At 49.7% G+C, this 22,685-nt stretch carries 23 protein-coding genes, 2 tRNA genes and 2 pseudogenes; 20 read left to right on the top strand and 7 right to left on the bottom strand.

Translation table 11 applies throughout. The features are described 5' to 3' along the window. The first annotated feature begins 133 nt into the window (after positions 1 to 133). The 6 genes from OXG75_03250 to OXG75_03225 all read left to right on the top strand — a co-directional run bounded on the left by OXG75_03250 (position 134) and on the right by OXG75_03225 (position 4,280). A complete protein-coding gene (locus tag OXG75_03250; protein MCY3625003.1) occupies positions 134 to 1,099 on the top strand; it encodes a site-specific integrase in 966 nt (321 codons plus the stop codon). Positions 1,100 to 1,234: 135 nt separating this feature from the next. Then, positions 1,235 to 2,221, top strand: a complete 987-nt coding sequence (locus OXG75_03245) for an SDR family oxidoreductase (protein MCY3625002.1) — start codon at positions 1,235 to 1,237, stop codon at positions 2,219 to 2,221. A 13-nt stretch (positions 2,222 to 2,234) separates the two neighbouring features. Beyond that, positions 2,235 to 3,305, top strand: coding sequence for a chorismate synthase (aroC, locus tag OXG75_03240; GenBank protein ID MCY3625001.1), 1,071 nt, complete (start codon positions 2,235 to 2,237; stop codon positions 3,303 to 3,305). Between the two features lie 10 nt (positions 3,306 to 3,315). Continuing rightward, complete coding sequence (locus OXG75_03235) at positions 3,316 to 3,660, top strand: hypothetical protein (protein ID MCY3625000.1); 345 nt, start codon at positions 3,316 to 3,318, stop codon at positions 3,658 to 3,660. A 14-nt stretch (positions 3,661 to 3,674) separates the two neighbouring features. After that, positions 3,675 to 3,956 carry a hypothetical protein gene (locus tag OXG75_03230; GenBank protein MCY3624999.1) on the top strand — a complete coding sequence of 94 codons (282 nt, stop codon included), beginning with the start codon at positions 3,675 to 3,677 and terminating at the stop codon, positions 3,954 to 3,956. 42 nt (positions 3,957 to 3,998) lie between these two features. Then, positions 3,999 to 4,280 (top strand): helix-turn-helix transcriptional regulator, encoded by a 282-nt coding sequence (locus OXG75_03225; GenBank protein MCY3624998.1) that lies wholly within the window; start codon positions 3,999 to 4,001, stop codon positions 4,278 to 4,280. Between the two features lie 67 nt (positions 4,281 to 4,347). Here the strand turns inward: OXG75_03225 and OXG75_03220 are convergent, their stop codons facing one another. The 3 genes and pseudogenes from OXG75_03220 to OXG75_03210 all read right to left on the bottom strand — a co-directional run bounded on the left by OXG75_03220 (position 4,348) and on the right by OXG75_03210 (position 6,206). Continuing rightward, positions 4,348 to 5,487: an alanine--glyoxylate aminotransferase family protein gene (locus tag OXG75_03220; GenBank protein ID MCY3624997.1), complete on the bottom strand. Its 1,140-nt coding sequence runs from the start codon at positions 5,485 to 5,487 to the stop codon at positions 4,348 to 4,350. 127 nt (positions 5,488 to 5,614) lie between these two features. Next, positions 5,615 to 5,932: a transcriptional regulator gene (locus tag OXG75_03215; protein ID MCY3624996.1), complete on the bottom strand. Its 318-nt coding sequence runs from the start codon at positions 5,930 to 5,932 to the stop codon at positions 5,615 to 5,617. Between the two features lie 17 nt (positions 5,933 to 5,949). Then, positions 5,950 to 6,206: pseudogene (locus OXG75_03210) on the bottom strand (type II toxin-antitoxin system RelE/ParE family toxin). A gap of 77 nt (positions 6,207 to 6,283) precedes the next feature. Between OXG75_03210 and prfB the strand changes: the two are divergent. From prfB to OXG75_03195, 3 genes are all read left to right on the top strand, one after another. Then, positions 6,284 to 7,406 (top strand): peptide chain release factor 2 gene (gene prfB, locus OXG75_03205; GenBank protein MCY3624995.1). Its coding sequence is split into 2 segments (ribosomal slippage): positions 6,284 to 6,352 and positions 6,354 to 7,406, totalling 1,122 coding nucleotides; the frame shifts between segments, so codons are not numbered across the junction. Next, positions 7,403 to 8,269: an NAD(+)/NADH kinase gene (locus OXG75_03200; GenBank protein ID MCY3624994.1), complete on the top strand. Its 867-nt coding sequence runs from the start codon at positions 7,403 to 7,405 to the stop codon at positions 8,267 to 8,269. Before prfB ends, OXG75_03200 begins: the two co-directional genes overlap by 4 nt. Continuing rightward, positions 8,253 to 8,621 (top strand): hypothetical protein, encoded by a 369-nt coding sequence (locus OXG75_03195; protein ID MCY3624993.1) that lies wholly within the window; start codon positions 8,253 to 8,255, stop codon positions 8,619 to 8,621. Before OXG75_03200 ends, OXG75_03195 begins: the two co-directional genes overlap by 17 nt. Before the next feature lie 15 nt (positions 8,622 to 8,636). Here OXG75_03195 and fmt read toward each other — a convergent pair whose 3' ends face one another. Further along, complete coding sequence (fmt, locus tag OXG75_03190; GenBank protein ID MCY3624992.1) at positions 8,637 to 9,563, bottom strand: methionyl-tRNA formyltransferase; 927 nt, start codon at positions 9,561 to 9,563, stop codon at positions 8,637 to 8,639. 426 nt (positions 9,564 to 9,989) lie between these two features. On the opposite strand from fmt, the gene amt reads away from it, so the two are divergent. From amt to pilM, 8 genes and pseudogenes are all read left to right on the top strand, one after another. Then, positions 9,990 to 11,189 (top strand): ammonium transporter, encoded by a 1,200-nt coding sequence (amt, locus tag OXG75_03185; protein MCY3624991.1) that lies wholly within the window; start codon positions 9,990 to 9,992, stop codon positions 11,187 to 11,189. A gap of 52 nt (positions 11,190 to 11,241) precedes the next feature. Next, positions 11,242 to 12,336 carry an outer membrane beta-barrel protein gene (locus tag OXG75_03180; GenBank protein ID MCY3624990.1) on the top strand — a complete coding sequence of 365 codons (1,095 nt, stop codon included), beginning with the start codon at positions 11,242 to 11,244 and terminating at the stop codon, positions 12,334 to 12,336. Between the two features lie 181 nt (positions 12,337 to 12,517). Further along, positions 12,518 to 12,590, top strand: a tRNA-Phe gene (locus OXG75_03175). Positions 12,591 to 12,814: 224 nt separating this feature from the next. Beyond that, positions 12,815 to 13,102, top strand: a pseudogene (locus OXG75_03170) (DUF3574 domain-containing protein). A gap of 150 nt (positions 13,103 to 13,252) precedes the next feature. Beyond that, positions 13,253 to 13,666 carry a helix-turn-helix domain-containing protein gene (locus OXG75_03165; GenBank protein ID MCY3624989.1) on the top strand — a complete coding sequence of 138 codons (414 nt, stop codon included), beginning with the start codon at positions 13,253 to 13,255 and terminating at the stop codon, positions 13,664 to 13,666. Continuing rightward, positions 13,657 to 14,418: a hypothetical protein gene (locus OXG75_03160; GenBank protein MCY3624988.1), complete on the top strand. Its 762-nt coding sequence runs from the start codon at positions 13,657 to 13,659 to the stop codon at positions 14,416 to 14,418. Before OXG75_03165 ends, OXG75_03160 begins: the two co-directional genes overlap by 10 nt. After that, positions 14,415 to 14,780 carry a hypothetical protein gene (locus tag OXG75_03155; GenBank protein ID MCY3624987.1) on the top strand — a complete coding sequence of 122 codons (366 nt, stop codon included), beginning with the start codon at positions 14,415 to 14,417 and terminating at the stop codon, positions 14,778 to 14,780. The genes OXG75_03160 and OXG75_03155 overlap by 4 nt, the downstream gene beginning before the upstream one ends. Positions 14,781 to 14,819: 39 nt before the next feature. Then, positions 14,820 to 15,881 (top strand): type IV pilus assembly protein PilM, encoded by a 1,062-nt coding sequence (gene pilM / locus OXG75_03150; protein ID MCY3624986.1) that lies wholly within the window; start codon positions 14,820 to 14,822, stop codon positions 15,879 to 15,881. Between the two features lie 38 nt (positions 15,882 to 15,919). On the opposite strand, the gene OXG75_03145 is transcribed toward pilM, so the two are convergent. Continuing rightward, entirely contained in the window at positions 15,920 to 16,102 is a 183-nt protein-coding gene (locus OXG75_03145; protein MCY3624985.1) for a hypothetical protein, read from the bottom strand. Positions 16,103 to 16,217: 115 nt separating this feature from the next. Between OXG75_03145 and OXG75_03140 the strand changes: the two genes are divergently transcribed. Beyond that, positions 16,218 to 18,170, top strand: coding sequence for a VacB/RNase II family 3'-5' exoribonuclease (locus OXG75_03140; GenBank protein MCY3624984.1), 1,953 nt, complete (start codon positions 16,218 to 16,220; stop codon positions 18,168 to 18,170). 9 nt (positions 18,171 to 18,179) lie between these two features. On the opposite strand, the gene OXG75_03135 is transcribed toward OXG75_03140, so the two are convergent. Further along, positions 18,180 to 19,289: a Fic family protein gene (locus OXG75_03135; GenBank protein MCY3624983.1), complete on the bottom strand. Its 1,110-nt coding sequence runs from the start codon at positions 19,287 to 19,289 to the stop codon at positions 18,180 to 18,182. A gap of 274 nt (positions 19,290 to 19,563) precedes the next feature. Further along, positions 19,564 to 19,654: transfer RNA gene (locus tag OXG75_03130), tRNA-Ser, on the bottom strand. A 95-nt stretch (positions 19,655 to 19,749) separates the two neighbouring features. Between OXG75_03130 and OXG75_03125 the strand changes: the two genes are divergently transcribed. Both OXG75_03125 and OXG75_03120 read left to right on the top strand, forming a co-directional pair. After that, positions 19,750 to 22,254: a DEAD/DEAH box helicase family protein gene (locus tag OXG75_03125; protein ID MCY3624982.1), complete on the top strand. Its 2,505-nt coding sequence runs from the start codon at positions 19,750 to 19,752 to the stop codon at positions 22,252 to 22,254. Positions 22,255 to 22,263: 9 nt separating this feature from the next. Next, positions 22,264 to 22,650, top strand: coding sequence for a DUF4186 domain-containing protein (locus OXG75_03120; protein MCY3624981.1), 387 nt, complete (start codon positions 22,264 to 22,266; stop codon positions 22,648 to 22,650). Positions 22,651 to 22,685 lie beyond the last annotated feature (35 nt).

Below are 22,685 nucleotides of genomic sequence, written 5' to 3'. Positions count from 1 at the left end.
AACTCTGATTTCCTCACAGGTGATGGATCATCTTCTGTGGTATACATTCCGCAGATGTGTACAAAGCAAATAGAGAAACTGTCGAAAATAAATTCTGATTTTCTCCGTCAAGATCAGAATTCAGGAGAAGAAAATGACGATATCAGCAGACAAAAAGGTTTTCTATAACGAGGTGGTTTCTTCCGCCTTGGCACTGAATACTCGCTTAGCATACAACAAGGGCTGGCTTTGTTTTGAAGATTACTGCCTCTCCCGAAACATAGATCCGTTTTCCATAACACCGGAACAAACAGCCGATTTCATAATTGACCTAGCAACCCAGCCTCGTCCGAATAGCGGAAAAATGCTTTCAATGGGAACGATTTCACTTTACAGGAGCGGAATAAACAAAAAATACGCCGATGCCGAAAAAACCTCCCCTATGAACCATCCGAAGGTGGTAGCTGCATTCAAAGGGCTGGCAAGAATCAAGGGTGCTGCGCCCCGCCGCGTAAACGCGCTCAGGGAACACGACATCAAAAGAATGCTGGATCAGTGTGCCGACACACCTATTGGCCGACGTGACGCGGCAATACTGTCTGTCGGATTTTCCGGAGCCCTGAGACGCTCTGAAATCTGCGCACTGACCATAAATGACGTTGAGTTTATAGAACCACAGAACGTGAAAGATTCATGGAAGATGTTTATCTATATACGAAGATCAAAAACTGACCAAGAAGGCAGGGGACACAAGATCGCGATACCGGAAGGAAGGTATGTAAAACCGATAAACCGGCTTCAGGACTGGCTGCAAGCATCAGAAATTACGGAAGGCCCCCTTTTTCAGACGATGAAACGGGGAGGTCATATTAGAGGTTCTCCGATGCACCATTCGGATATTCCGAGGCTCGTAAAGCATTACGCTGCACTCATCGGTCTGGACCCGAAACAGGTGTCAGGACATTCACTTCGCGCGGGGTTTGTTACAAGCGCGGCCGTTCACCGTGCGCGTCTCGACAAGATAATGGAAGTTACAAGACACTCAAATCCTTCTACTGTGATGAGATATATAAGGGATGTCGATTATTTCGTGGATCATGCTGGAGAAAAATTCCTGTGATACTGAAGGCTCCTAAGAACCCGAAACCCGATTTGTGAATTTTGAACTGGTTTCCTCAGGTTTGTACATTGTCAGGCGGAATTGTTATACTCTTCGGGAAGAATTCTTTTCAATTCTCCCGGAGGAAAATAGCAAATGGCGACAGTAGTCACGGGAGCGACCGGGTTTATAGGGTCGCATATAACCAGAAAGCTGGTTGAAAGAGGAGACAGGGTCAAGGTTCTCGTCAGAAAGACGAGCAATACTAAAAACATAGATTCTCTCGATGTTGAGAAGGTCTACGGGGATGTTGGAGATCCCGACTCTCTTAAGGCCGCTTTTTCCGGATGCGACACGCTTTTCCATACGGCCGGGTTCGTGTCGTTTAAGAAGTCGGATCACCAGAAAATGCTGGATATAAACGTGCGCGGCGCGGCGAATGTTCTCTCCGCCGCCATGGACGTGGGCGTATCCAAGGTTGTTTTCACAAGCAGCGTGGCCGCAATTGGCGTTGAGCGTGACGGCTCTCCGGTGACCGAATCCACCCAGTACGATCTTTACTCCGAGGGGATAGGGTATATGAACTGCAAGTACCTGGCGGAAAGGGAGGCTGTGAGCTTCAGCGAAAAGGGGCTTCCGGTGGTTATAACCAATCCTTCAGTGGTTCTCGGCGCGGGGGACATCTATCTTTCAAGCTCTGGGTCGGTTATGTGGTTCTGCAAGAAAAGGTTTCCAGGCTACATGGACGGCACCTTTAACCTTGTCGATGTTGAGGACGTTGCGAACGGACACCTGCTTGCCGAGAAGAACGGAAAGCCCGGAGAGCGCTACATACTCGCGAACGAAAATGTCAATGTGCAGGGTTATTTCGCTCTTCTGGAAGAGATAACCGGCATCTCCGCTCCCAAAATCAAGATCCCCTACATATTTGCTTACACCACCGCGTTTCTCCTTGAGAGGGTTCTGGGACTCGGATTTCCGAATTATTCCACGCTTGACATCGATTCCATAAAGCTTTCGAGGCATAACTGGCACGCTGACAATTCAAAGGCCGTAAGCGAAATCGGATTCACTGTGACTCCGATCGAGCAGACTATACGCAAGACCGTTGAGTGGTTCAGGGACAACGGCTATCTGAAGTAAGAAAGGGAATAAAGTGGCGGGAAACAGTTTCGGAAGATTTTTCAGAATTACCACCTGGGGGGAATCCCACGGCCCCGCTCTGGGAGTTGTGGTTGACGGCTGTCCCGCGGGACTTGAGATCTGTGCCGAGGATATACAGTACGAGCTTGACAGAAGGCGTCCGGGTCAGAGCAGGATCACGACCCAGAGAAAGGAAGCCGACAGAATCGAGATACTCTCGGGCGTTTTCGAGGGCAAGACCCTCGGAACCCCCATATCCATGATGGTCAGAAACACAGACGCCATATCGAAATCCTACGAGGACATAAAGAATGTCTACCGCCCCGGTCACGCCGATTTCACCTACGACGAGAAGTACGGGCGCAGGGACCACCGTGGAGGTGGCCGCTCCTCGGCGAGGGAAACGGTCGGCAGGGTGGCTGCCGCCGCGATAGCGAAAAAAATTCTTGCCTCCCACGGAGTGACCACGACCGGATACGTAAAGCAGGTGGGAGACATAGTCGCAGAGGACATTGATTTTGACCGGATCGAGGAGAACCCCGTCCGCTGTCCCGACCCGCAGGCCGCGGAGAGGATGATTGGACTTATAGAGTCGGTCAGAAAGGAAGGAGATTCCGTCGGAGGAACCGTTGAGGTAGTCTCCCGGGGGCTTCCTTCGGGTCTCGGCGAACCCGTGTTTAACAAACTTGACGCGGATTTGGCACGGGCCCTTATGAGCATAGGGGGGATAAGGGGGTTTGAGGTGGGAATGGGCTTCGGGGTCATTGAGAAAAAAGGTTCGCAGGTAAATGATCTTATGTACAAGAAGGAAGACGGATCCCTCGGATTCAGGACGAACAACTCGGGCGGCCTCCTGGGCGGAATAACAAGCGGGGCGGATCTGGTTGTAAGAATCGCCATAAAACCCACTTCTTCCATATCCCAGGTCCAGGACACCGTGGATAAAGAGGGAGAAAAAACCCAGCTGCGGGTGAAGGGTAGGCACGACCCGTGTCTTTGCCCGAGGGCTGTTCCGATAGCGGAGGCCATGGTCAATCTCGTTCTGGTTGATCATCTGCTGATCTCAAAACTGTCTACTGTCTGATTCACCTTAAATGCCGGAACTGTTCAGAATATACGTGGGAGAAGAGGAGATATACTCGGGACCTCTGGCCGACATACCCGATTACTACCGAAGCAATCTGGTTGAAGCGATTTCCGAGTGGGGGGAATGTCTCAGCAAAAGCGGTTTCAGGGAACTCCTTTATTCCTCTTTACATTGGTATAACCTGAAGACATATTACTGCGGGGACTGCGAGAAGGAATCCGATGAGGGAGGCGCATGCGGGGACTGCGGCGGAGAGTTCTCGGAAGCTTTCGTTCACAAAAGGGATCCGGGCATAGACAAGATAATGATGTGCATCGGTCTGATAGACCGCGTGGAGATGGAGGTTTCTTAGTTTTTCGGGCTACCATGAAATTTCTCGTTAAAGGACATATATATCCAAAGGCCTGGGAGACCGCGAAAAGCGTCAAGAGGCTAAGGGAAGAGCGGAAAAAGGTTAACATAGGAAGCGGAACGGTCGGCTACACGGTGTACGAGGTCGATCTTCCTGAGCAGACCGTAAAGACGGGAAACTACCTTACGACCCCCCAGGGAGTAAAGCTCTACCACAACTCGGGCGACTATTACGGGATTGGCTACCTGATCTCGGAAATAGACAATGATCCGCTTGTTTCAAAGCATTTTTCCTGACCTTAGATGGCGGACCAAATGGATATTACAGCAGGTGTCAAAATGGGGAAGGCAAGCGAACTACATAAAAAATGGAGCAATAACCCAGAGTATAGGGAAGAATATGACAAACTTGGACCGGAGTTTGAAATCGCACGTCTGTTTATTAAAGCTCGCACTCAGGCGGGCCTAACACAGGCACAATTAGCTGAAAGACTTCAAACGACACAATCTGCCGTGGCTAGATTCGAGAGTGGCAAAACTAATCCTTCTACAAGTACGCTAAGGAAAATTGCGCAGGCAACCGGTACACAACTCAAAATCAGTTTTGAAGCAACTAAGTGAGAAACAACATAGAGGTATTGCCCGGCTTCAGTCCGCTTGAATAGCGGACGTCGCATGGTAACGGTATCTATGCCGTCCCCAGCATTTCCGATACCTTGGCAACACCGGCTCCGCTTGAGAAGTCGTGTCCCAAAGATCCCAGAATGGATTCAAGGGCAGAGACAAACGCCACCATGTCGTTTCGGTCGACATCTCCTATGTGGGATACCCTGAAGATTTTTCCCTTGGCGTGATCCTGTCCGCCTGCGACAGTCATACCGAATTTCGCCTGAAGCTCGGAGATGATTTTCCCCGCCCCTATCTCTTCGGGAGCTACTCCCACGGTAAGAGCCGGGCTTGCCGCGTCATTGGTGAAAAGATCTATGTTGATCGCTCGGAGCGCCTCGCGGGTCGCAAGCGACATCAGTTCGCGTTTTCTGTAAATATTGTCCATTCCCTCTTCCATGAATCCCTCTATAACCTTGCCGAGGCCGATTATCAGCGTAACGGCCGGGGTCCAGGGAGTCGTGTTTTTCTGGGCGCTTTTCTGGTAGTCGGCAAAATTGAGATAGAACTTCGGGAGATCCGAGGTCTTGCTGAATTCCCAGGCCTTCTCGCTCATCGTCGCGAATGAGAGTCCCGGGGGAAGCATGAAAGCCTTCTGCGAGCCGCCAACTAGAACATCTATTCCCAGCTCGTCAAACGGGAGGGGGAACACCCCGACGGCGGTTATGCCGTCAACTATGAGCAGCACGTCGTCTCTTTTTGATGTAATCGCCGCGATCTGGTCGGTTGGATGCTTGACTCCGGTTGAGGTCTCGCTTGCCTGCATCAGAACCGCTCTTATCGAGGGGTCGCTCTCGAGTTTTTCCTCTATTACTGCCGGGGAAACCGCCTCGCCCCACGTAACCTCTATTTCATCCACTTCCAGTCCGTAGGCTCTCGCTATCTTCCCCCACCTCTCTCCGAACTTTCCGCCGTTTACCGTGATCACCTTGTCTCCCGCGCGAAGGGTGTTTACCACGGCTCCTTCCATTGCGCCGGTTCCCGAAGCCGCAAGTATGAAAACTTCGTTTTCTGTCTGAAAAATCTGTTTCAGGCCTTCTCTTGCCTGAGCGAACACGGCTTCAAATTCCTTGGTCCTGTGATGAATGAGCGGTCTCGCCATCTCAACCATTATTTCGCTTGGGACCGCCACGGGGCCGGGGGTCAGCAGCAATCTTTTCATTTGGTGTTTCTCCTCGTGTTATTAGGGGATTGAATCAAAGCGGGTAAAATACCCACAAATGTAAGCCGTTTCAATTGGGAATTGACGGTATTGGTGCCAAGAGGGTCTTCGTACTTGATAACAGGTGTTATCTCAAGGTCTGCACATGAAGTTTTACGCCCTCGCTTTCCTTTAAGGATGCTAGCAGGGAAGAGATGTTTTTAAGACTTGGATTCCCTTTCGGGCCGAGCATGCGCATTAGACTTTTCGGATCTTTTTTCGTAAGGGTTCCAAGTTCCTGAAAACCGATAGTCGCGTTAACGTAGTCTCGCAACAACTCCTTGGCTACGTTAATTTCATCATTGATAACACGCTCAATTGCTTCGGTCAGAAGACCGATGCGGAATTCCGGATCTTTCCTAGCCCGTTCCATTACGGTATCTCTAAAGTCGCGTGTTAATGCCACTATGTTCCTCCTGTCTTTTATATTATTCCATGCGAATTTTTTCTGTCTTTGTAGTCTTTCCAATATCTCTTCGCCTCGTTAATGTCGCTTTGCTGACGTTTCTTCGTCCCACCGCCCAAGAGAATGATCAGATTGTCACCGTCTTTTGAAAAATTCCCATTTTTCATTCGAGCTACAGCAGTTCTGATTTTCAGCCAATAACGGAGCTAAGAGAATCGAACCATTGCTTAAACGGTTTAGTCCCATCTTCGCGTTCGTATTCTAATGTTTTTATTTGGGAATCGTCCGTGTTTTTGAATTCACAGGTTATTTGCGTACTATCTTCTAACGCGTTCTAAGGAGGAGTCTTGGATGAAAGAGGAACTCACTGCCCTGATGGAAAGCCTCGGAGAAAGAATTCAGAAAATGGGAGACTATCTTTGACCTGCCTTCCAAGACTGAAAGATTAAAAGAGTTTGAAAAAATTACAGCGGCTCCGGATTTCTGGGATAATTCCGAGCTAGCCCGCAAAACGCTTCAGGAACAGTCCGAAATCAAAGACTCCGTTTCGAGATTCGAGAAGCTCCGTTCCGACATGGAGGACGCGGCGTGTCTTCTCGAACTCGCGGTCGGTGAAGACGATCAGGATTCGATTGAAGAGGCGGGTGCCATGCTTGCGTCCTTAGAAGCCAAAGTCAACGAACTTGAGTTCACCCGGATTCTCGGCGGCCCTGACGACGCTCGAAACGCCATAGTATCGGTAAACGCCGGGGCGGGGGGAACCGAAGCCCAGGACTGGGCCGCGATGCTTCTTCGCATGTACCTTCGGTACGCGGAGAGGAAGGGATTTTCAGCGAAACTGCTTGAGACTCAGGACGGAGAGGAAGCCGGCATAAAAAGCGCCACAATTCTTGCTCATGGGAAGTTCGCCTTCGGTTACCTGAAGGCGGAGACAGGGGTTCACAGGCTGGTGAGGATATCCCCGTTTGACTCGAACAAAAGGAGGCACACTTCTTTCGCATCGGTTTTCGTTTCTCCCGAGATAGATGATTCAATAGAGGTGAACATAGAGGAAAAGGATCTGCGGGTCGATACTTACCGCGCGAGCGGAGCGGGCGGACAGCATGTTAACAAGACGGATTCCGCGGTCCGCATCACGCATCTTCCCACCGGGGTCGCGGTCAGCTGCCAGAACGAGAGGTCGCAGCGCCAGAACAGGGAGAGCGCCATGAAGATACTCAAGGCGAGGCTCTACGAACTGCGCAGGATGGAGGAAAAACAAAAAGAAGAGGAACTCAATTCCTCGAAAAAGGAAATCGGCTGGGGAAGTCAGATAAGATCCTACGTTCTGCATCCCTACCGCATGGTAAAGGATCACCGCACCAGTTTTGAGTCCTCGGGAATTGACGCGGTACTTGACGGGGAGATAGATGGTTTTATAGAATCGTATCTTCTGCATGACTCAACTGGAGACTCAAGGGAGGAAGCGACTTGAAGTTCGGCATAACGGGCAAGAAGGACAGCGCGCAAGTCTATGAGATTGCCAGGGGGCTGTGCGGGTGGCTTCGTGAAAGAGACATAGAGTTCTTCGTTGAGGAGAACCTTGGACGCAACATAGACGCTGAGAACGTGCTTGCGGAGCGTGACCTGGCTGCGGCCGTCGACATAATAGTTGTGTTCGGGGGTGACGGTTCCTTTATCTGGGTTTCACGAATGGTGCAGGGACATGACGTCTCAATACTGGGCTGCAATCTCGGTGGACTCGGGTTTCTCACTGAGTTCACGGTGGATGAGTTTTTTCCGATGATGGAGAGAATACTCGCCGGAGACTACGAGATAGAAAAAAGGGACATGATATCGTGCTGCGTAGATAGAAAGGATGGAGAGCGGGAAGAATTCACGGTACTAAACGACGTAGTTATAAACAACGGTCCAATTTCCAAGGTTGTGGACCTCTCCATATATATAAACGAAAAATACGTTACGACCTTTAAGGCTGACGGAATTATCTTCGCGACCCCTACCGGCTCAACCGCCTATTCTCTTTCTGCGGGCGGGCCGATAATTTATCCGACGCTGCCCGTGATAACCGTCACTCCAATATGTCCGCATATCCTTACCAACAGGCCTATCGTGGTTCCCTACACGAAAAAGATAAGGACGAGGGTGCTTACCGACATACAGAACACCTATCTTACGCTTGATGGCCAGGTGGGAGTGCCTCTTTATCTCGGCGACGAAGTTGTTCTTGAAGGTTCGGAGAGTTACGTGAATATCATAAAATCTCCTTTTAGGGATTATTTCAACATTTTGAAGACAAAGCTTATGTGGAGCGGGAGATATGAAAATTCCGAGTGAGGAGAAGTTGATTCATGACTGGGTAATAAGGCAGGTGGAGCAGAAGTACTCCTCGCTTTATAATGAGATACGTACCAACCCCGGCGAAGAGCAACTCTGTGAGTTCGAGGGTCTTTTCCCCGATGTAATTCTCGGTTCATACGGGCAGGTCGTGCAGATTATTGAGGTTGAGACCGAAGCCACTATCGACGAAAAAAGAAGCGAGTACTGGAAAACCCTCTCGGAACTTTCAGTCCAACTCATTCTGCTTGTTCCCGCAAAGTCAAAGACTCACGCTACAGATCTTTGCTGGAAATGTGGGCTTGCCGGCAAAGTGAAAATAGGAACTTTCGAGGTCTCAATCAGGATATAGGGAGTCCCCGAGCGTTCATATCATGAACTGCCCTTCCCGAAGATCTTTTTTGCCCCGCTTGAATTCAGGGGCGTCCATTTTTCTTGCGCCTTCGATCTGAAGAGAGAGTATCTGCAGGATCCCATTACCCGTTGCGACGTCCAGGCTTTCTCCCCTGAGAGATACTATTTCTCCGGGTCTTCCTTCCCCCGGGCCCGAAAGCGCCCTTAATATCTTGAGGTTTTTCCCCCCGAGCGTGGTGTGGGCGGACGGCCACGGAGTCATCGCCCTTACTAAATTTTTTATCTCCTCTGCCTCCCGGCTCCAGTCCACCCGGCCGTCTTTTCTCGAGAGAAGAGGTGCGTAGGTGGCCGCAGCCGGGTCCTGCTTTACGGGAGATATTTCATTTTTTGCGATGCGGTCGATCGTTTGTAAAAGAAGCCCTGCTCCTTCAAGCGAAAGTCTTTTTGAAAGTTCCTCGGCGGTTTCCTCATCTCCTATCTGTACCTCCCTTTGAGCGAGAATGTCTCCCGTGTCCAGTTCCTCGTCAATATGCATGATCGTAACTCCCGTTTTTTTCTCTCCCTTTGCTATGGCCCAGTTAATTGGGGCTGCTCCCCTATAGCTGGGAAGCAGCGATGCGTGAACGTTTACGCAACCGAAAGGAGGTGCGTCAAGGACGGCGGCGGGAAGTATTTTTCCGTAGGCCGCGACCGCTATGAGATCGGGTGAAAGGGCCTTCAGCGTCTCTTGGAACTCGGGTGTTTTTAAGTCTTGGGGCTGAAAAACGGGCACTCTGCGCTCCGCGGCAACTTTTTTTGTTTCCGGCCATACGGGTTTTCGGCTCCTCCCCCTTGGCCTGTCCGGCCTTGAGAGGAGCGCGATTACCTCGTGGGGAGAATCGCAAAGCGCCTCGAGCGATGGTACGGCGAATTCTGGTGTTCCGGCGAAAAGGATTCTCATTTTTCTGTGTTTTTAAAGGAAGCGATCGCTTCGGTCTCCATTTTTTGCGCCTGCACGCGATTTTTGTTCTAAACGGTTTTTTTCGGTGCACACTGTGCACATTTTTTAGGCATGATTTGCAGGCTCTAAGTCTACTTGAAAATCCCGAGCCGTTGGGGATTTATTTTTTCCCAATTATTTCAGATAGTTAGAGTGAGCGCCTCCTGTCTTTTGGTTTTATGGCCCCTTAATTGCAAAAGGTATTGGGAAGAAAATTGTCCAAACATGGAGGAGTTGGTTATGAATATCGCAGATTTTTTAAGAAAACCCTTCGGATGCAGCCGCGTGCTGTTTCTTTCGGTTTTTGCTTTTGTTGTTCTGGGGGGCTATTCAGCTTTTGCGTCAGAAGGTGCGGCCCATTCTGTTTTCGTGGCGAACAACGTGTGGATGCTGCTTGCGACTTTTCTTGTCTTTATAATGCATCTCGGATTTGCCACTCTCGAGACCGGACTTACCAGATCGAAAAACACGGTAAACATACTGTTTAAAAACACGTTTATCATCTCGGCGGGCATTCTCACTTACGCCCTTATGGGTTTTAACCTTATGTACCCAGGGGATTTCATAGGTGGTGGCATCTTCGGGTTTGCCGGTTTCGGTATTTCAGCACCGGCCGGGGCTGAGGGGCTCATAGAGTATGCGGACGGTGGCTACACCTACTACACCGATTTCATATTCCAGGCAATGTTTGCCGCAACAGCGGCCACGATTGTTTCTGGAGCTGTTGCCGAACGTATAAAGCTCTCAAGCTTTCTTATCTTCGCAACCATATTCGTCGCCATAGTGTATCCCATAGCTGGATCTTGGAAGTGGGGCGGCGGATGGCTTGATCAGATGGGTTTTTATGATTTCGCCGGTTCTACGCTCGTTCACAGCGTAGGAGGATGGGGAGGACTTGTCGGAGCCTATCTTCTTGGCCCGCGCATAGGGAAATATCTCGCCTCGGGAGCAATGAGACCGATTCCGGGTCACTCTCTTCCGCTTCTTGCAGTCGGTGTGTTCTTGCTCTGGATGGGATGGTTCGGTTTTAACGGCGGTTCGGTGCTGAGTGCGGATCCGGAACTGATTTCACTGGTCATAGTCACGACTTCGCTTGCGGCTGCTGCGGGCGCTTTAGGAGCGGCCTTCACGTCGTGGGGAACTTTTAAGTACCCTGACCTCTCCATGGCTCTGAACGGTGTGCTTGCGGGTCTTGTGGGAATCACGGCCGGGGCCGACGTGGTCTCTCCGGGAGAGGCGGTCATCATAGGGCTTGTGGCCGGAATAATAGTGGTTTTCGCGGTCAGTTTCTTCGACAAGATAAGGATAGACGATCCGGTGGGAGCGATTTCCGTTCACTTGGTCTGCGGTATATGGGGAACGCTTGCCGTGGGAATTTTCGGAGGACCCGATTTCAGTTTTATGGTTCAGCTTATAGGGGTTCTGGCATACGGTGTCTTCACAGTCGTCTGCGCCTTCATCATCTTCTACGCCATAAAGATGGCTATTGGCATAAGAGTGAGCGAGGAAGAGGAGAGAAGAGGACTGGATATAACCGAGCACGGAATGGAGTCCTATCCGGATTTTCAGGCCACAACGCAGGTTTAATGGCATCAGAACAGGGAAAAAAGAAAGTAATAACTCTTATAGGAGGAGAAAAATGAGAAGTATAGTTTCTAAACTTTCATTGATGATGATTGCGGCGGCTTTGTTGCTCGGGACCCAGTTCGGGGGCCCGAGGGCAAACGCCCTCGATCTCGGAAATCTTGAATCGATTGGACTCGGCTTTTCGCTTGACACGACTTACCAGTATGTTTCGAACGGGGAAGTCGGGGAGGGTATCGTCGAGAGGGGTCTTTATCCCGAGCACAACGATTTTTCGATAGACGCCTTCACTCTTTCGCTTGAAAAGGTTCCAACTGTCGGCGATGGAGTAATGGATCAGGTGGGTTTCAGCGCAGATGTTCTTTTCGGCGAACAGGCTGAACGTCTCGGCTTCGGTTTTAACACCGACGGCGACGGCGCGGTAAGTCCTTATCAGGCTTACATAAACGTGCTTGTTCCATCGGGCGCCGGTGGTCTTAACATCTACGCCGGTCAGTTCACCACGCTTGCGGGCTGGGAACTTATAGAGGCCAAGGACAACACCAACATAACGAGATCCCTGCTTTTTTACAGGATTCCGTTTGCGCACAGCGGTGTTCGGGCCACCTTCAGTGCCGGATCACTTGATTTCGCTCTCGGCTTAAGCAACGACTGGGACGCGGTTGATGATGTGGATGACGGCAAGACATTTGAATCGCAGATTGCGCTTAATTTCGCGAACGACGGCTGGCTCGGTGTTACCGGGTACTTCGGCGATACTGATGGCGATACCAGGACCCTTGTCACGGTTGTTGGGACCGTGACCCTCATGGAGAAGGTCACCTTGATAGCCGATTTCGAGTACACGTCGCATGATGCGGGGGGAGACCGTTGGGGTTTTGCAGGTTATGCGATAGTAAGTCTTGCGGACTCCATGTCACTGGCTCTCAGGGGTGAGTACGTTGATGAGTCGGAAAGAGTCGATACACCGGGCCTTGAGCTTTCCGAGTTCACCTCGACTCTCATATTGACTCCTTTCGAGTCCGTGGGGAATTTCGAGACGAGGCTTGAGTACAGGTATGACATGGCGGACGGCGACGACGCTTATTTTGCCGGCGAAGATAATCAGCACGGATTTGCCGTACAGCTTCTTTACTGGCTTGACGTATAGATAGGGAAAACCAAACACAACGCAGAAGAAAAAAACCATCTCTCCATACCTCTTTTTTCTGTGTTCAGTGGGGCCTCGGTTCTTTAGAAAAGGGCCGGGGCTCCTTTGTTTATGAACGAAGAAGTTTCGTTCCTTGAAACAAAATATTTTCTTCGGGTAGAATTAAAACCCGTTTATTTCTGCCCGGATAGCTCAGTTGGTAGAGCAGAGGACTGAAAATCCTCGTGTCGGTGGTTCGATTCCGCCTCCGGGCACACAATTTTTGCAGTGTTCTCGCGGGGAGAACGGAATTTTTGCATCTCTCCGCTTAAGCGAGAGAGTTTATGCTGAAGACCCTTAATCAAACAGTTGGTGCACTAGTCACTGTCGTGGCTCTTGCCGCTTGTGCTTTTATCCTTTCATGTTCTTCCGAGGCACAGACAAACCCGTGTCCGGGCGGTACCGAGTCTTATACCGAATATAGACTTTTTTCGGGCGGGGGAATGCGGATAATCGTCAAGTCGTGAGTGATCAGCAATGGGATGAGTTCCTCGAGGACACCATAACTGTTGAGTTTCCTGACGGCCTTACCATTCTGGATGCCTATGGGCAGTACACGGATGCCGCTGGAAATCTGATAAAAGAGGATACCAAGGTGCTTATAATCCTTGTCCCGCCAAATGCCGATTCTGCTCCCGGAATAGACAGGATTATTGAAGGATACAAAAGCAGATTTGCTCAGCAGGGCGTCCTGCGCGAAATCAATCCCACCTGTGCATCGTTCTGACCTTTTTGCCTTGTTCCGGCCTTATCCCTTATCTTCTTTCCTTATGTTTTAACTTCCGTATCTAAGGTTGGTCTGACTGGATTGTTTTGTTATGTACATTAGGTTAAAATTAGTACACATAGGACTGTTTTATTCTCGGAGGGATTTTGAATGAATTTTGGAGACTATCTAAAGAGGATAAGGAAGAGAAGAAAGATTACCCAGGAGAACCTTGCTCGATCTCTTGAGGTTTCGAGCGTGTACATACATCAGCTTGAAACCGGAAAGGTCGATGCACCTTCTTTTGACCGTTGCCAGCAAATATCTTCAATCTTGGGGGTCAAGGTTGAGGAAATCTGGAGCGTCTCAAGGACGGAAAGACTCAAAAGATTCATCGAAAAAGAGGCCATATCAGAACAGGAGCTCGAGGTTCTCACAAACGAGGAGAAGATGCTCCTTAAGCTTTACAGAAGTCTTGACGGAGAAATAAAAAAGGATTTTGCCGGAATGGTATTCATGCTTCTCCGACATTCACAGGACAAAAATCTACGCAAGATACTTGAAGAGTTTGTAAAATGCGCCTGAACCAGAAATTTGGACTGCTGTTCAAAATATCAATGGTTGAGCTGGGCATCATAGCCCTTATAGGTGTGGTGTTCTATTTTCAGTTTGATAACGCAAAAAAAGACTTTGTCACCAGAACCAAAGCCATAGCCGAGACTATAGGAGACCAGGCGACCAGTTTCTATCAGGATCACGGAGAGGGGTCTACAAGCGACGAGTTCTATCATTTTCTTGACCAGAGGCTTGGCAGGGAGAAGCTGTTTAACACTTTCGGGGTCTCTCCCAAATTTTTCAGCGTTACTTTTATGAAACAGCCGGAAGACAAGATGGCTTCCGGACACTTTCTGGAAAACACTTATCCGCCCGAGGGATACTCGGTTGAAAAATACGCAGGAAAGATTTCCGTTTCCGTTCCGTTTCTCTCCCCGCAGGTTGATGGGCCGCTCGGCATAGTTAAGATCGATTCCGACACGAAAACATTGATGAAAAAGGTTTTCGCCGACAACTTTCTGCTTTACGTAGCTATTTTAGTGGTGCTAAACAATCAGGCCTTTATTCTTCATCTGTTCTTAAGAAGGAGAAAGGAAGAGATTCCCTTCAGCGAGGGTTATCTCAAGGAACACTCTATAAGCGCACTTAAGCTGATGCACAAGGTGCTTGGAGACATAATAGAAGATCACGCTTCTGAAGATAAAAAGACCGCGGAAAAGAAAACTGCGGATCCAGCGAACGTAATTTCGATTTCAAACGTGGGCACTAAACCGGAAAAATGAAAAAAACCTTCCTGATTACGTCATTATTTGTCCTCGCGGCCTTTGTTCTTACGGCCTGCACCGCGGAGGAATCCGCCGTTGAACTCGACGGGCCGGTTCTCCAGACCGAGAACTTTGACGGAAGCGTGGATTTTAACGGCGCCGTGGTGAACACGGCGAATTTCCCGGTACAGTCAGTTTACGTCGTTATATTCGCAAAGGATTCGGATGGAAACGCCCTTGCCGCGACCTCCGCGCTTGTTGAGGAAGGGGAAAGACTTGATCCGACGGAAAGCTTTTTCTTCACAGCCAGTTTCGATAGCCTTCCCCCGGAAGCCCATTCCAAGGAAGTGCAAATATATTACGATCTTGCGGAAGAGTAGTTTCCAATCCCCGGTTCGTTGATTTCTCCTTTTAAAAAGTTGGCTTTCGGTAGACTTCGTCGCCCAGATTCCCTCCTTGAGGGGGAAGATGCCATCGTTGGGATAGATATAGGTTCAAGTTCCGTCAAGATTGTGGAACTTTCCTACGGGGGTGGAAACTATCGGCTTGAGAATATGGGAGAGGCTATGCTTCCTAGAGATGCAATAGTCCGCAAGTCAATTTCAAGGGGCGACATAGTTTCGGGGGTTGTATCAAGTCTCGTTTCTAGACTCGGCGTGAGAACGAAAAAGGCGGTTATAGGAGTTTCCGGCGAAGCCGTTGCTTTAAAAGTCGTAAATGTTCCCAGAATTTTTCTCAGAGAGGACATGGAAAAACTTGTTCCGGACCTTGTGAGAACCAGTCTTCGCAAAGACGTTAACGGGGTTAATTACAGCTACACTCCGCTTTTCCGCCGCAACGGGAAATCCGAAGAGACCCAGGTGCTGGTTGCGGCAGTTTCGAAAAAAACGGCGCGGGAGTATAAAAGTTCGCTTTTCTCGGCGGGACTCCGTGCCCAGGTAATTGATGTTGACGCCATGGCCCTTTCAAACTGCCATACAGTTTTTTGCCGAGGTCGCGGTCAAAAGGTGGCGCTTGTGAATATCGGAGCGTCAGGGACTAACTTGAGCGTTTTGGATGGTACAGTGCCTTTTGTACTGAAGGATATTTCGCTTGGGGGGCAATGGATTACGCTTCGTTTGATGGAGGAATTCAAAATCACCTACGAGGAGGCGGAGAGAATAAAGTTCAGCCTTAAAGGTTATGGCAGATATGACGAGATAGAAAGTGTTTTCACTGATTTTGTTACTCTTGCCACTGATGAGATAAAGACGGTTCTTGATGAAGCAGGAGACGTAATCGACCGAATAATTCTTTCCGGGGGATCTTCAAGAATAGAAACTCTCGCCGATGCACTTGGAGAGGCCACTGGGGTTCAGGTCGAGATTTCGAATCCTTTTCGGAATATCACCGTTTCGGATTCGCGTTTTGATCCTGAATACATTGAACATCTGGCCCCGAAGATGGCGGTTGCGGTGGGACTTGCGCTGAGGGGTTTGTGAATAGAAGAAAAAACTGGTAAGAAATTCCGCGTACCGGATTAGTTTCTTGAAGGTATAAGGTGGACTATCAGAGAAACCGCAAGCGCAACCGCGCCGACTACCGAGAGAACCTTAAAGTAAAAAGACCAGTCGAGTGAGAATTTGAGGGAAATTCCGAAACCTACGATAAAAAGGACAAGCGCAGTTATGAGGATCCCTCCGAGAATGTTTGTTCTAAGCATAAAAAAACTCCAGAAAGCAGAATTAATAAAAACGGCACTAATTGTATACAAGACCTCGTAAATTTCAATTTTTAAAACAGGGAAGTTCCTGCGGCTGAAAAGCCGGGTTTATATCATGTCAAGCAAAAGGGAATTGCGGATTCTAAAACTGCTCAGCGAAAACAAGGGGAAAAGTCTCTCCGAGGGCAATATTCTCAGGGGGCTTGATATGCCCGAGAGAAAAAGAGCGAAGCTCCGGGCTACGCTGAAGAGTATGGCCTTCGAGGGAAAGATTAAAAGAACCTCCAAGGGTAGCTATCGTCTTCAAAAACATTGGAAAAAGGGTGCTGCGAAAAACGGTCGGCACTTGGATTCTCCTGTATCTCTTCTTAATGGGAACCGCAAGAAAATCGCTCCAACCAGCCTCTCAAACGGTAGCTCCCTGAGGGTTCTGGCCGACTTGAGAGAAACCCCGAGGGGTTTTGTTGCCTGTCCCAGAAAAGCGGAACTCTTCGAGTATGAGGTTGAAACCGGAGGGTGGAAAAAGAGTTTTTCCGACGGGGAACTAGTAGTCATAGAGATTAAGCCGGGGAAACAGTCGGCAACAGTGACCGAGCGCTTGGGGATATCTGGAGAAATTGAAACTGAAAAAAGGGGGATTATCTCCGAGTACGGTCTTGCGAAGGGTTTTTCGCGCAATGTGACAGAAGAAGTCGCGGGTCTAAGCGCGGAATTATCAAACGGCAACCTTTCTTCGAGAGTGAATCTTGAAAAAGAGACTATTTTCACCATAGACGGGGATGACGCAAAGGATTTTGACGATGCGGTAGGCGTAACAAAAATCCGCAGGGGATACAGACTTCGGGTAAGCATCGCGGATGTTTCTCATTACGTGGCTTGCGGAAGCGCGTGTGACGAAGAGGCTGCCCGCAGGGCCACCAGCACCTACCTTTCAGACAGGGTGATTCCCATGCTTCCCAAGAGGCTTTCAAACGATCTTTGCAGCCTGCGTCCCAGAAGAAGACGGCTTACCAAGACGGTCGAGATGGATTTCGATTCCTCGGGAAGGATCAGGGACTCGAGGGTATACAACAGCGTGATAAAAAGCTGTGCGAGGCTTACATACTCCGAAGCCGCGGCCATTTTGGAAGGGAACGGCACTGCTTCATCCTCCCGTGGCAAAAACATCATTTCTTCCCTGCTTTTGATGAAAGAGCTTTACCGCAAGCTCAGGGAGCTTAGGATCGGCAAAGGAGGCCTTGACTTTGATTTTCCCGAGGCCGTGCTGCTTCGCGATTCCAAAGGAGAGGTAAGCGACGTCGACAGGATTAAGCGGAATGTCGCCCATGAGATAATAGAGGAGTTCATGATCATGGCCAACTCCGTTGTCGCGGAGTTTATTTTCAGAAACGGTTTCGAATCGATTTACAGGATTCACGAATCCCCGGACCCGGATTCCATAGAGCAACTGCGTGAAAACCTTCTCAAAATAGGTATCAAGGCAAACTTCGGAGGACAGATTAAGCAGCAGGACATCCAGGCGGTAATGAAAGCTGCTTCGGGAAGAAAGGATCGGGAGCAGATAAACTTTATGATTCTACGCGCGCTCAAAAAAGCTGTTTACTCAACAAAGCATGTTCCCCACTTCGGTCTTGCTATAGACGATTACACCCACTTCACTTCCCCCATAAGAAGGTATCCTGACCTTGTCGTTCACAGGATTATCGATGAAATACTGCAGAAAAGAACACCTTCCTACGATTCCGCCCGTCTCAAGCGGATAGCCGAACGCTGCTCGATTCTGGAGAGAACGGCCGAGGATGCGGAGCGCCAGTTTATGAACCTTGAGACGGCGAATTTCATGAAAAGCCGCGTGGGTGACCTATTTCACGGAAAAATACTGAGCATACACCCCTTCGGGGTTTTCATAGAAATAGAAGAGCACTTCGTCGAGGGGCTCATCCCCGAGCACTTTTACAAGATCAGGGGCAGGAAAAGAAAGTGGTTCGAACTCGGAGAGGAAGTTCGCGTGAAGCTTGTATCAGCGGACACGGAGAGAAGAAGACTTACTTTCAATCTAGCATCCTGACCGTTTTTTTCAGTTAATGGTATCCGGCAAGCGGTAGCTTGTACTTCGTCCGCCGCCAGGGTTCTGAATAAAAATACCGCGTGACTTTAAGTGCTGAATGTCCCGTAACGCTGTATCTGTGGAGCACTTGGCCAGTTTTGCATACTTTGAGGTGTTCATATGCCCTCTAAAATCATGCTCCAGCATACGATTAATAATCAGACGCTGACGTTTGTTGACAGATTGCCGGTTAATCTTTTCCCACAGTTGTGCTTTAAATAACACGGTGCTCAGCGTATCTTCGGCGCTGGCAATTGCGCGACCAAGGCAATCCAGAAACCATTCAAGCCAACCCGTTACCTCCGGCGTGCCGCGTTGCTGTTTTTCCAACTGGTCATAATAATCCTTGCGCTCAGATTCAAATTGCGATGAAAGGCTGTAAAAGCGGTCTCCCATGCCGTCAGCACGCGCCAGGGCCATATCGGCAATCGCTCTTCCAATACGTCCATTACCGTCTTCAAATGGATGAATTGTCACAAACCACAGATGGGCAATACCGGCTCTGAGCACGGGGTCAGTATCATCTTTGCTCTCAAACCATGCCAGAAACCCCGTCATCTCATGTTCAAGGTGCTCTGCGTTTGGAGCCTCGAAATGAACTTTTTCACGTCCTATAGGACCTGAAACCACTTGCATGGGACCGGATTCGACGGAGCGCCAGCCACCAACTGTGATGCGACGCATGCCGCTGCGACCTGTTGGAAACAGTGCCGCATGCCAGTCAAACAATCTGTCTTTTTTTAAAGGTTTGGTAGATTGCTGGGTCGCATCCAGCATCATTTCAACAATACCCTCAATATCTTGGTTCACTGACGTAATGCCGGCGATATCAATCCCTAGTCGGTGAGCGATTGATGAGCGAACCTCTTGTGGGTTCAGATTTTCTCCCTCGATGGCTGATGATTTAACAACATCACTTGTCAGTGTTCCGAGACTTGCTTCTTGCTTGAGTTCGAAACCTAATCCTTCCATTCTGCCTAACAGACGACCCTGACGGTGTCGAATATTGGCAAGCTTGGAAGCGAGTTTTTTGACATCCCAAGTGAAGTTTGGCCAGTTATGATGCTCATGTATCCACATATCATTCACCGCATTGTTTACAGTGATTGTACCTTTTATTTATCGCATAAGCAAGAAAATCGCCGTAAAATATGCGGTGAATAAGATTGCTATTCACCGCATAATAGCATGGATGGTTTTTTTCAGCTCTTCGTATATGACGATTACCTAAGCTTGGATTAGGCGGATATGTTTCGATACGGTTTGCTTTTTCCAAGAATTAAGGTTTGGCCGGCAATACTTGGCTTCCGACGGAGTTTGCTATATCTGGATAGAATAACTCGGGGTGAACTGATGGCGGAGGGAGTGGGATTCGAACCCACGAGGGCCAAAAAGACCCCACTGGTTTTCGAGACCAGCGCCTTAAACCGCTCGGCCATCCCTCCCCCGACACGCAAAACAGGCTACCGAAGCCCGAAGAGCAAGGCAACATCCCCCGGAAAGTTTTGTTATTAACGCCTCTGTGTAAAATTAAGCGGATATGATTGAAAGCTACTTTACCCCTGAGGCTGCAGAGTTCATCAGGGAGGCAATAACTGAGGCCTATGGAAACGAGGTCTTTTTCGTCGGCAAGGTAAACGAAAGCTCTCTGGTCTGCGATGTAAAAGTCCTTGCACGCGGCAACCGCCAGGCGGTTCCGGCCATCCTTGACGCGGCGAAAACGGGGAATGTCGTCGTGCATAATCATCCCTCGGGCAATCTCGAACCTTCACCTCAGGACGTGGCAGTCGCTTCGGCTTTCGGAAACAAGGGCGTCGGTTTCTACATAGTGGACAGCGAGGTCGAGAAGGTGTACGTAGTTGTTGAGCCTTTTGTTCCGGGGGAAGCGGTACGTGTTGACAATGAATCCGCGAGGGAATATCTTCTGCCTGCGGGTCCCGTGGCCCGTGTCTTGGGAGAGAAATACGAGCACAGGGATGAGCAGCTGGAAGTTCTCTCAAACGTAATTGACGCATTCAATGACGAGCACCTCTCAATGATAGAGGCCGGTACGGGCACCGGAAAAACTCTTTCCTACCTCATACCTTCCATTCTCTGGTCAATTAGCAACAGTGAGAGGGTTCTGGTCTCAACAAACACCATCAATCTTCAGGAACAGCTGATAAACAAAGATCTTCCCCTTCTTCGGGATCTTTTCCCGAAGAAATTTGATTACTCTCTCGTTAAGGGAATGAGAAACTACTTCTGTCTTCTCCGCGGCGAAGCCGTTGGGCAGGATCTTTTCGATTTTATAGACGACGGGGAAAGAGGCTCCATGAAGGATGTGCTTGAGTGGGCCGAGACCACTTCGGACGGCTCACTTTCCGATCTTGCGTTTACACCCCCTGACGATGTGTGGGACAGGGTGTCTGCGGAAAGCGAAAGCTGCCCGGGGAGCAAGTGCCCCCATTATTCGAGCTGCTTTTTCTTCAAGTCGCGGAGGGAGCTCTCGAGGGCGTCGGTGCTGGTTGCCAACCACCACATGCTTTTCTCCGATATTGCGATAAAGGGGACTGCGGGACCCGATTCGGATTTCGGGATAATTCCCCGCTACGCGAAGGTCGTTTTTGATGAGGCGCACAATATCGCCGAGGCGGCCACTTCGCATTTCAGTCTGAAACTTAGCAAGCACGGGATTGCGAAGACGCTTTCAAAGCTTCGTTCCCGGAAAAACAGGGACAAGGGGCTTGTATCCTACATCTCGCACCTTGCACAGAAAGAAAAAGATTCCACCCTCAGGGAGGTTTTCGAGCGCTCGGGCGGCGGGCTTGCGAGGGCCGTGGAGCGTATAGAGGTCGTAAGCGAAGAGGTCTTTAATTCGCTTTACGGTTTTGGGGTGGAACTCTCGGGTGAGACAGCGATAAGCCTGAGGCTGACAGAAGAGGTTGTGCGGCACGAGAAATGGCCTGCCGTTGAGGAACGCTTCGGGGGGCTTGAAAAATCCCTCTTTTCGCTTGAAAACGAGATTGCCCACCTGCTGGGAGTAGTCGAGGGCTCACCGCACGCGGATTCCCACATAAAACTCACCGCTGAACTTGGAGGCATCGCTAAGAGATCCCTTGCTTTCCGCGAAGCCATAGGAAGGTTTTTTGGCGAGCAGGACGAGAGCTATATAAGGTGGTTTGAGGGGAACCGCAGAAGGGCGGCGATTTTCTGCTCCATCAACCTCTCTCCGCTCGATGTATCCAAGGAGCTTTCGGAAAAGCTCTACTCGAAGACCAAAACCGTCGTTATGACTTCTGCGTCGCTTGCCGTGGATAAGAATTTCGATTTTCAGAGGAAAAACATCGGACTTTCGGATAATGAAAGATTCAGGGGGCTTATTGTTGATTCACCGTTTGATTTCCGAACGCAGTCCCTGCTGCTGGTCCCGTCGGATATGCCCGAGCCCGGGCGCGAGGACTACGAAGATTCCCTTGCGCAGATACTCTCAGACTCGATCTCTGTAACGAACGGAAACGCCCTGGTACTTTTCACCTCTTATTCCTCGCTTAACAGGGTTTATGAAAAGACGGGAAAAATTCTTGAGAGCATCGGGACCGTTCCGGTCAGTCTTTTCAAGCAGGGGGAAATGCCTAGGGGCCTGCTGCTTGAAAAATTCAAAACGCTTGGGAACTCGGTGCTTTTCGCAACCGACAGCTTCTGGGAAGGAGTAGACATTCCCGGGGATTCTCTGAAGATGGTCGTTATATGCAGACTTCCTTTCAAGGTTCCCACGGACCCGGTTACGGAGGCGAAAATCGAGTACATGGAAAAACAGGATATAGATTCGTTTCGCGAATACATACTTCCCCATGCGGTACTCAGGTTCAAACAGGGCTTCGGGAGACTCATACGCACCAAGACGGACCGTGGTGTTGTTATGGTTCTTGACAGGCGCATCGTGTCGAAATACTACGGGAAATTCTTTATCAACTCCGTTGCGGGGAGCGGCTTTTTCTGCGCGAAGACGGAACAGATACTCGGACGGATGCGGGATTTTTTCTCTGAGGAGCGAGAGCACTGAATTTCTTACATGTATAGAGCGGAAAACGGCGAAAAGGAACGGCTGGAAAATGTTTTCAGAAGACTAAGCAGATCCCGGTTCCGTTCTGGGTTCAGGCTGAATGCCAAGGAGACGTTTTATCTCAGGCAAAAAGGGCTCCCCGAAGTGCTTTCGCACGGAAGGGATTTTCTTGAAAAAAGGCTTGCCCCCGCTTTGCCCCCTAACGACGGGAAGCAGACTCCATGGGGCGGACATCCCGTGTTTCGCGCCCAGCACGCCACGGCCACATGTTGTCGGAGCTGCCTAGTAAAGTGGCACGGCATCCCTAAGAAAAGAAAGCTTACGGAACAGGAAATTGATTATATTCTTCTGGTAATTGAGATGTGGCTTTCGGCTCAGAGCGGTCCGCAGGAGTGATTTCCAAAAAAAAATTGTTTTATGTTAGAATATCG

The sequence above is a fragment of the Candidatus Dadabacteria bacterium genome, assembly GCA_026705445.1.
Taxonomy (GTDB): domain Bacteria; phylum Desulfobacterota_D; class UBA1144; order Nemesobacterales; family Nemesobacteraceae; genus Nemesobacter.
This window is presented reverse-complemented; position numbering and strand designations above follow the sequence as displayed.

What these genes read in the sequence shown, in the direction of transcription:
- OXG75_03140 (MCY3624984.1), top strand. Translation starts at nt 16,218, where the DNA reads ATGTCAAGCAAAAGGGAATTGCGGATTCTAAAACTGCTCAGCGAAAAC.
- OXG75_03250 (MCY3625003.1), top strand. Translation starts at nt 134, where the DNA reads ATGACGATATCAGCAGACAAAAAGGTTTTCTATAACGAGGTGGTTTCT.
- OXG75_03195 (MCY3624993.1), top strand. Translation starts at nt 8,253, where the DNA reads ATGAAAATTCCGAGTGAGGAGAAGTTGATTCATGACTGGGTAATAAGG.
- OXG75_03235 (MCY3625000.1), top strand. Translation starts at nt 3,316, where the DNA reads ATGCCGGAACTGTTCAGAATATACGTGGGAGAAGAGGAGATATACTCG.
- OXG75_03220 (MCY3624997.1), bottom strand. Translation starts at nt 5,487, where the DNA reads ATGAAAAGATTGCTGCTGACCCCCGGCCCCGTGGCGGTCCCAAGCGAA.
- OXG75_03225 (MCY3624998.1), top strand. Translation starts at nt 3,999, where the DNA reads ATGGGGAAGGCAAGCGAACTACATAAAAAATGGAGCAATAACCCAGAG.
- amt (MCY3624991.1), top strand. Translation starts at nt 9,990, where the DNA reads ATGCTGCTTGCGACTTTTCTTGTCTTTATAATGCATCTCGGATTTGCC.
- OXG75_03125 (MCY3624982.1), top strand. Translation starts at nt 19,750, where the DNA reads ATGATTGAAAGCTACTTTACCCCTGAGGCTGCAGAGTTCATCAGGGAG.
- OXG75_03135 (MCY3624983.1), bottom strand. Translation starts at nt 19,289, where the DNA reads ATGTGGATACATGAGCATCATAACTGGCCAAACTTCACTTGGGATGTC.
- OXG75_03245 (MCY3625002.1), top strand. Translation starts at nt 1,235, where the DNA reads ATGGCGACAGTAGTCACGGGAGCGACCGGGTTTATAGGGTCGCATATA.
- OXG75_03145 (MCY3624985.1), bottom strand. Translation starts at nt 16,102, where the DNA reads ATGCTTAGAACAAACATTCTCGGAGGGATCCTCATAACTGCGCTTGTC.
- OXG75_03165 (MCY3624989.1), top strand. Translation starts at nt 13,253, where the DNA reads ATGAATTTTGGAGACTATCTAAAGAGGATAAGGAAGAGAAGAAAGATT.
- OXG75_03120 (MCY3624981.1), top strand. Translation starts at nt 22,264, where the DNA reads ATGTATAGAGCGGAAAACGGCGAAAAGGAACGGCTGGAAAATGTTTTC.
- OXG75_03180 (MCY3624990.1), top strand. Translation starts at nt 11,242, where the DNA reads ATGAGAAGTATAGTTTCTAAACTTTCATTGATGATGATTGCGGCGGCT.
- fmt (MCY3624992.1), bottom strand. Translation starts at nt 9,563, where the DNA reads ATGAGAATCCTTTTCGCCGGAACACCAGAATTCGCCGTACCATCGCTC.
- OXG75_03160 (MCY3624988.1), top strand. Translation starts at nt 13,657, where the DNA reads ATGCGCCTGAACCAGAAATTTGGACTGCTGTTCAAAATATCAATGGTT.
- OXG75_03230 (MCY3624999.1), top strand. Translation starts at nt 3,675, where the DNA reads ATGAAATTTCTCGTTAAAGGACATATATATCCAAAGGCCTGGGAGACC.
- OXG75_03155 (MCY3624987.1), top strand. Translation starts at nt 14,415, where the DNA reads ATGAAAAAAACCTTCCTGATTACGTCATTATTTGTCCTCGCGGCCTTT.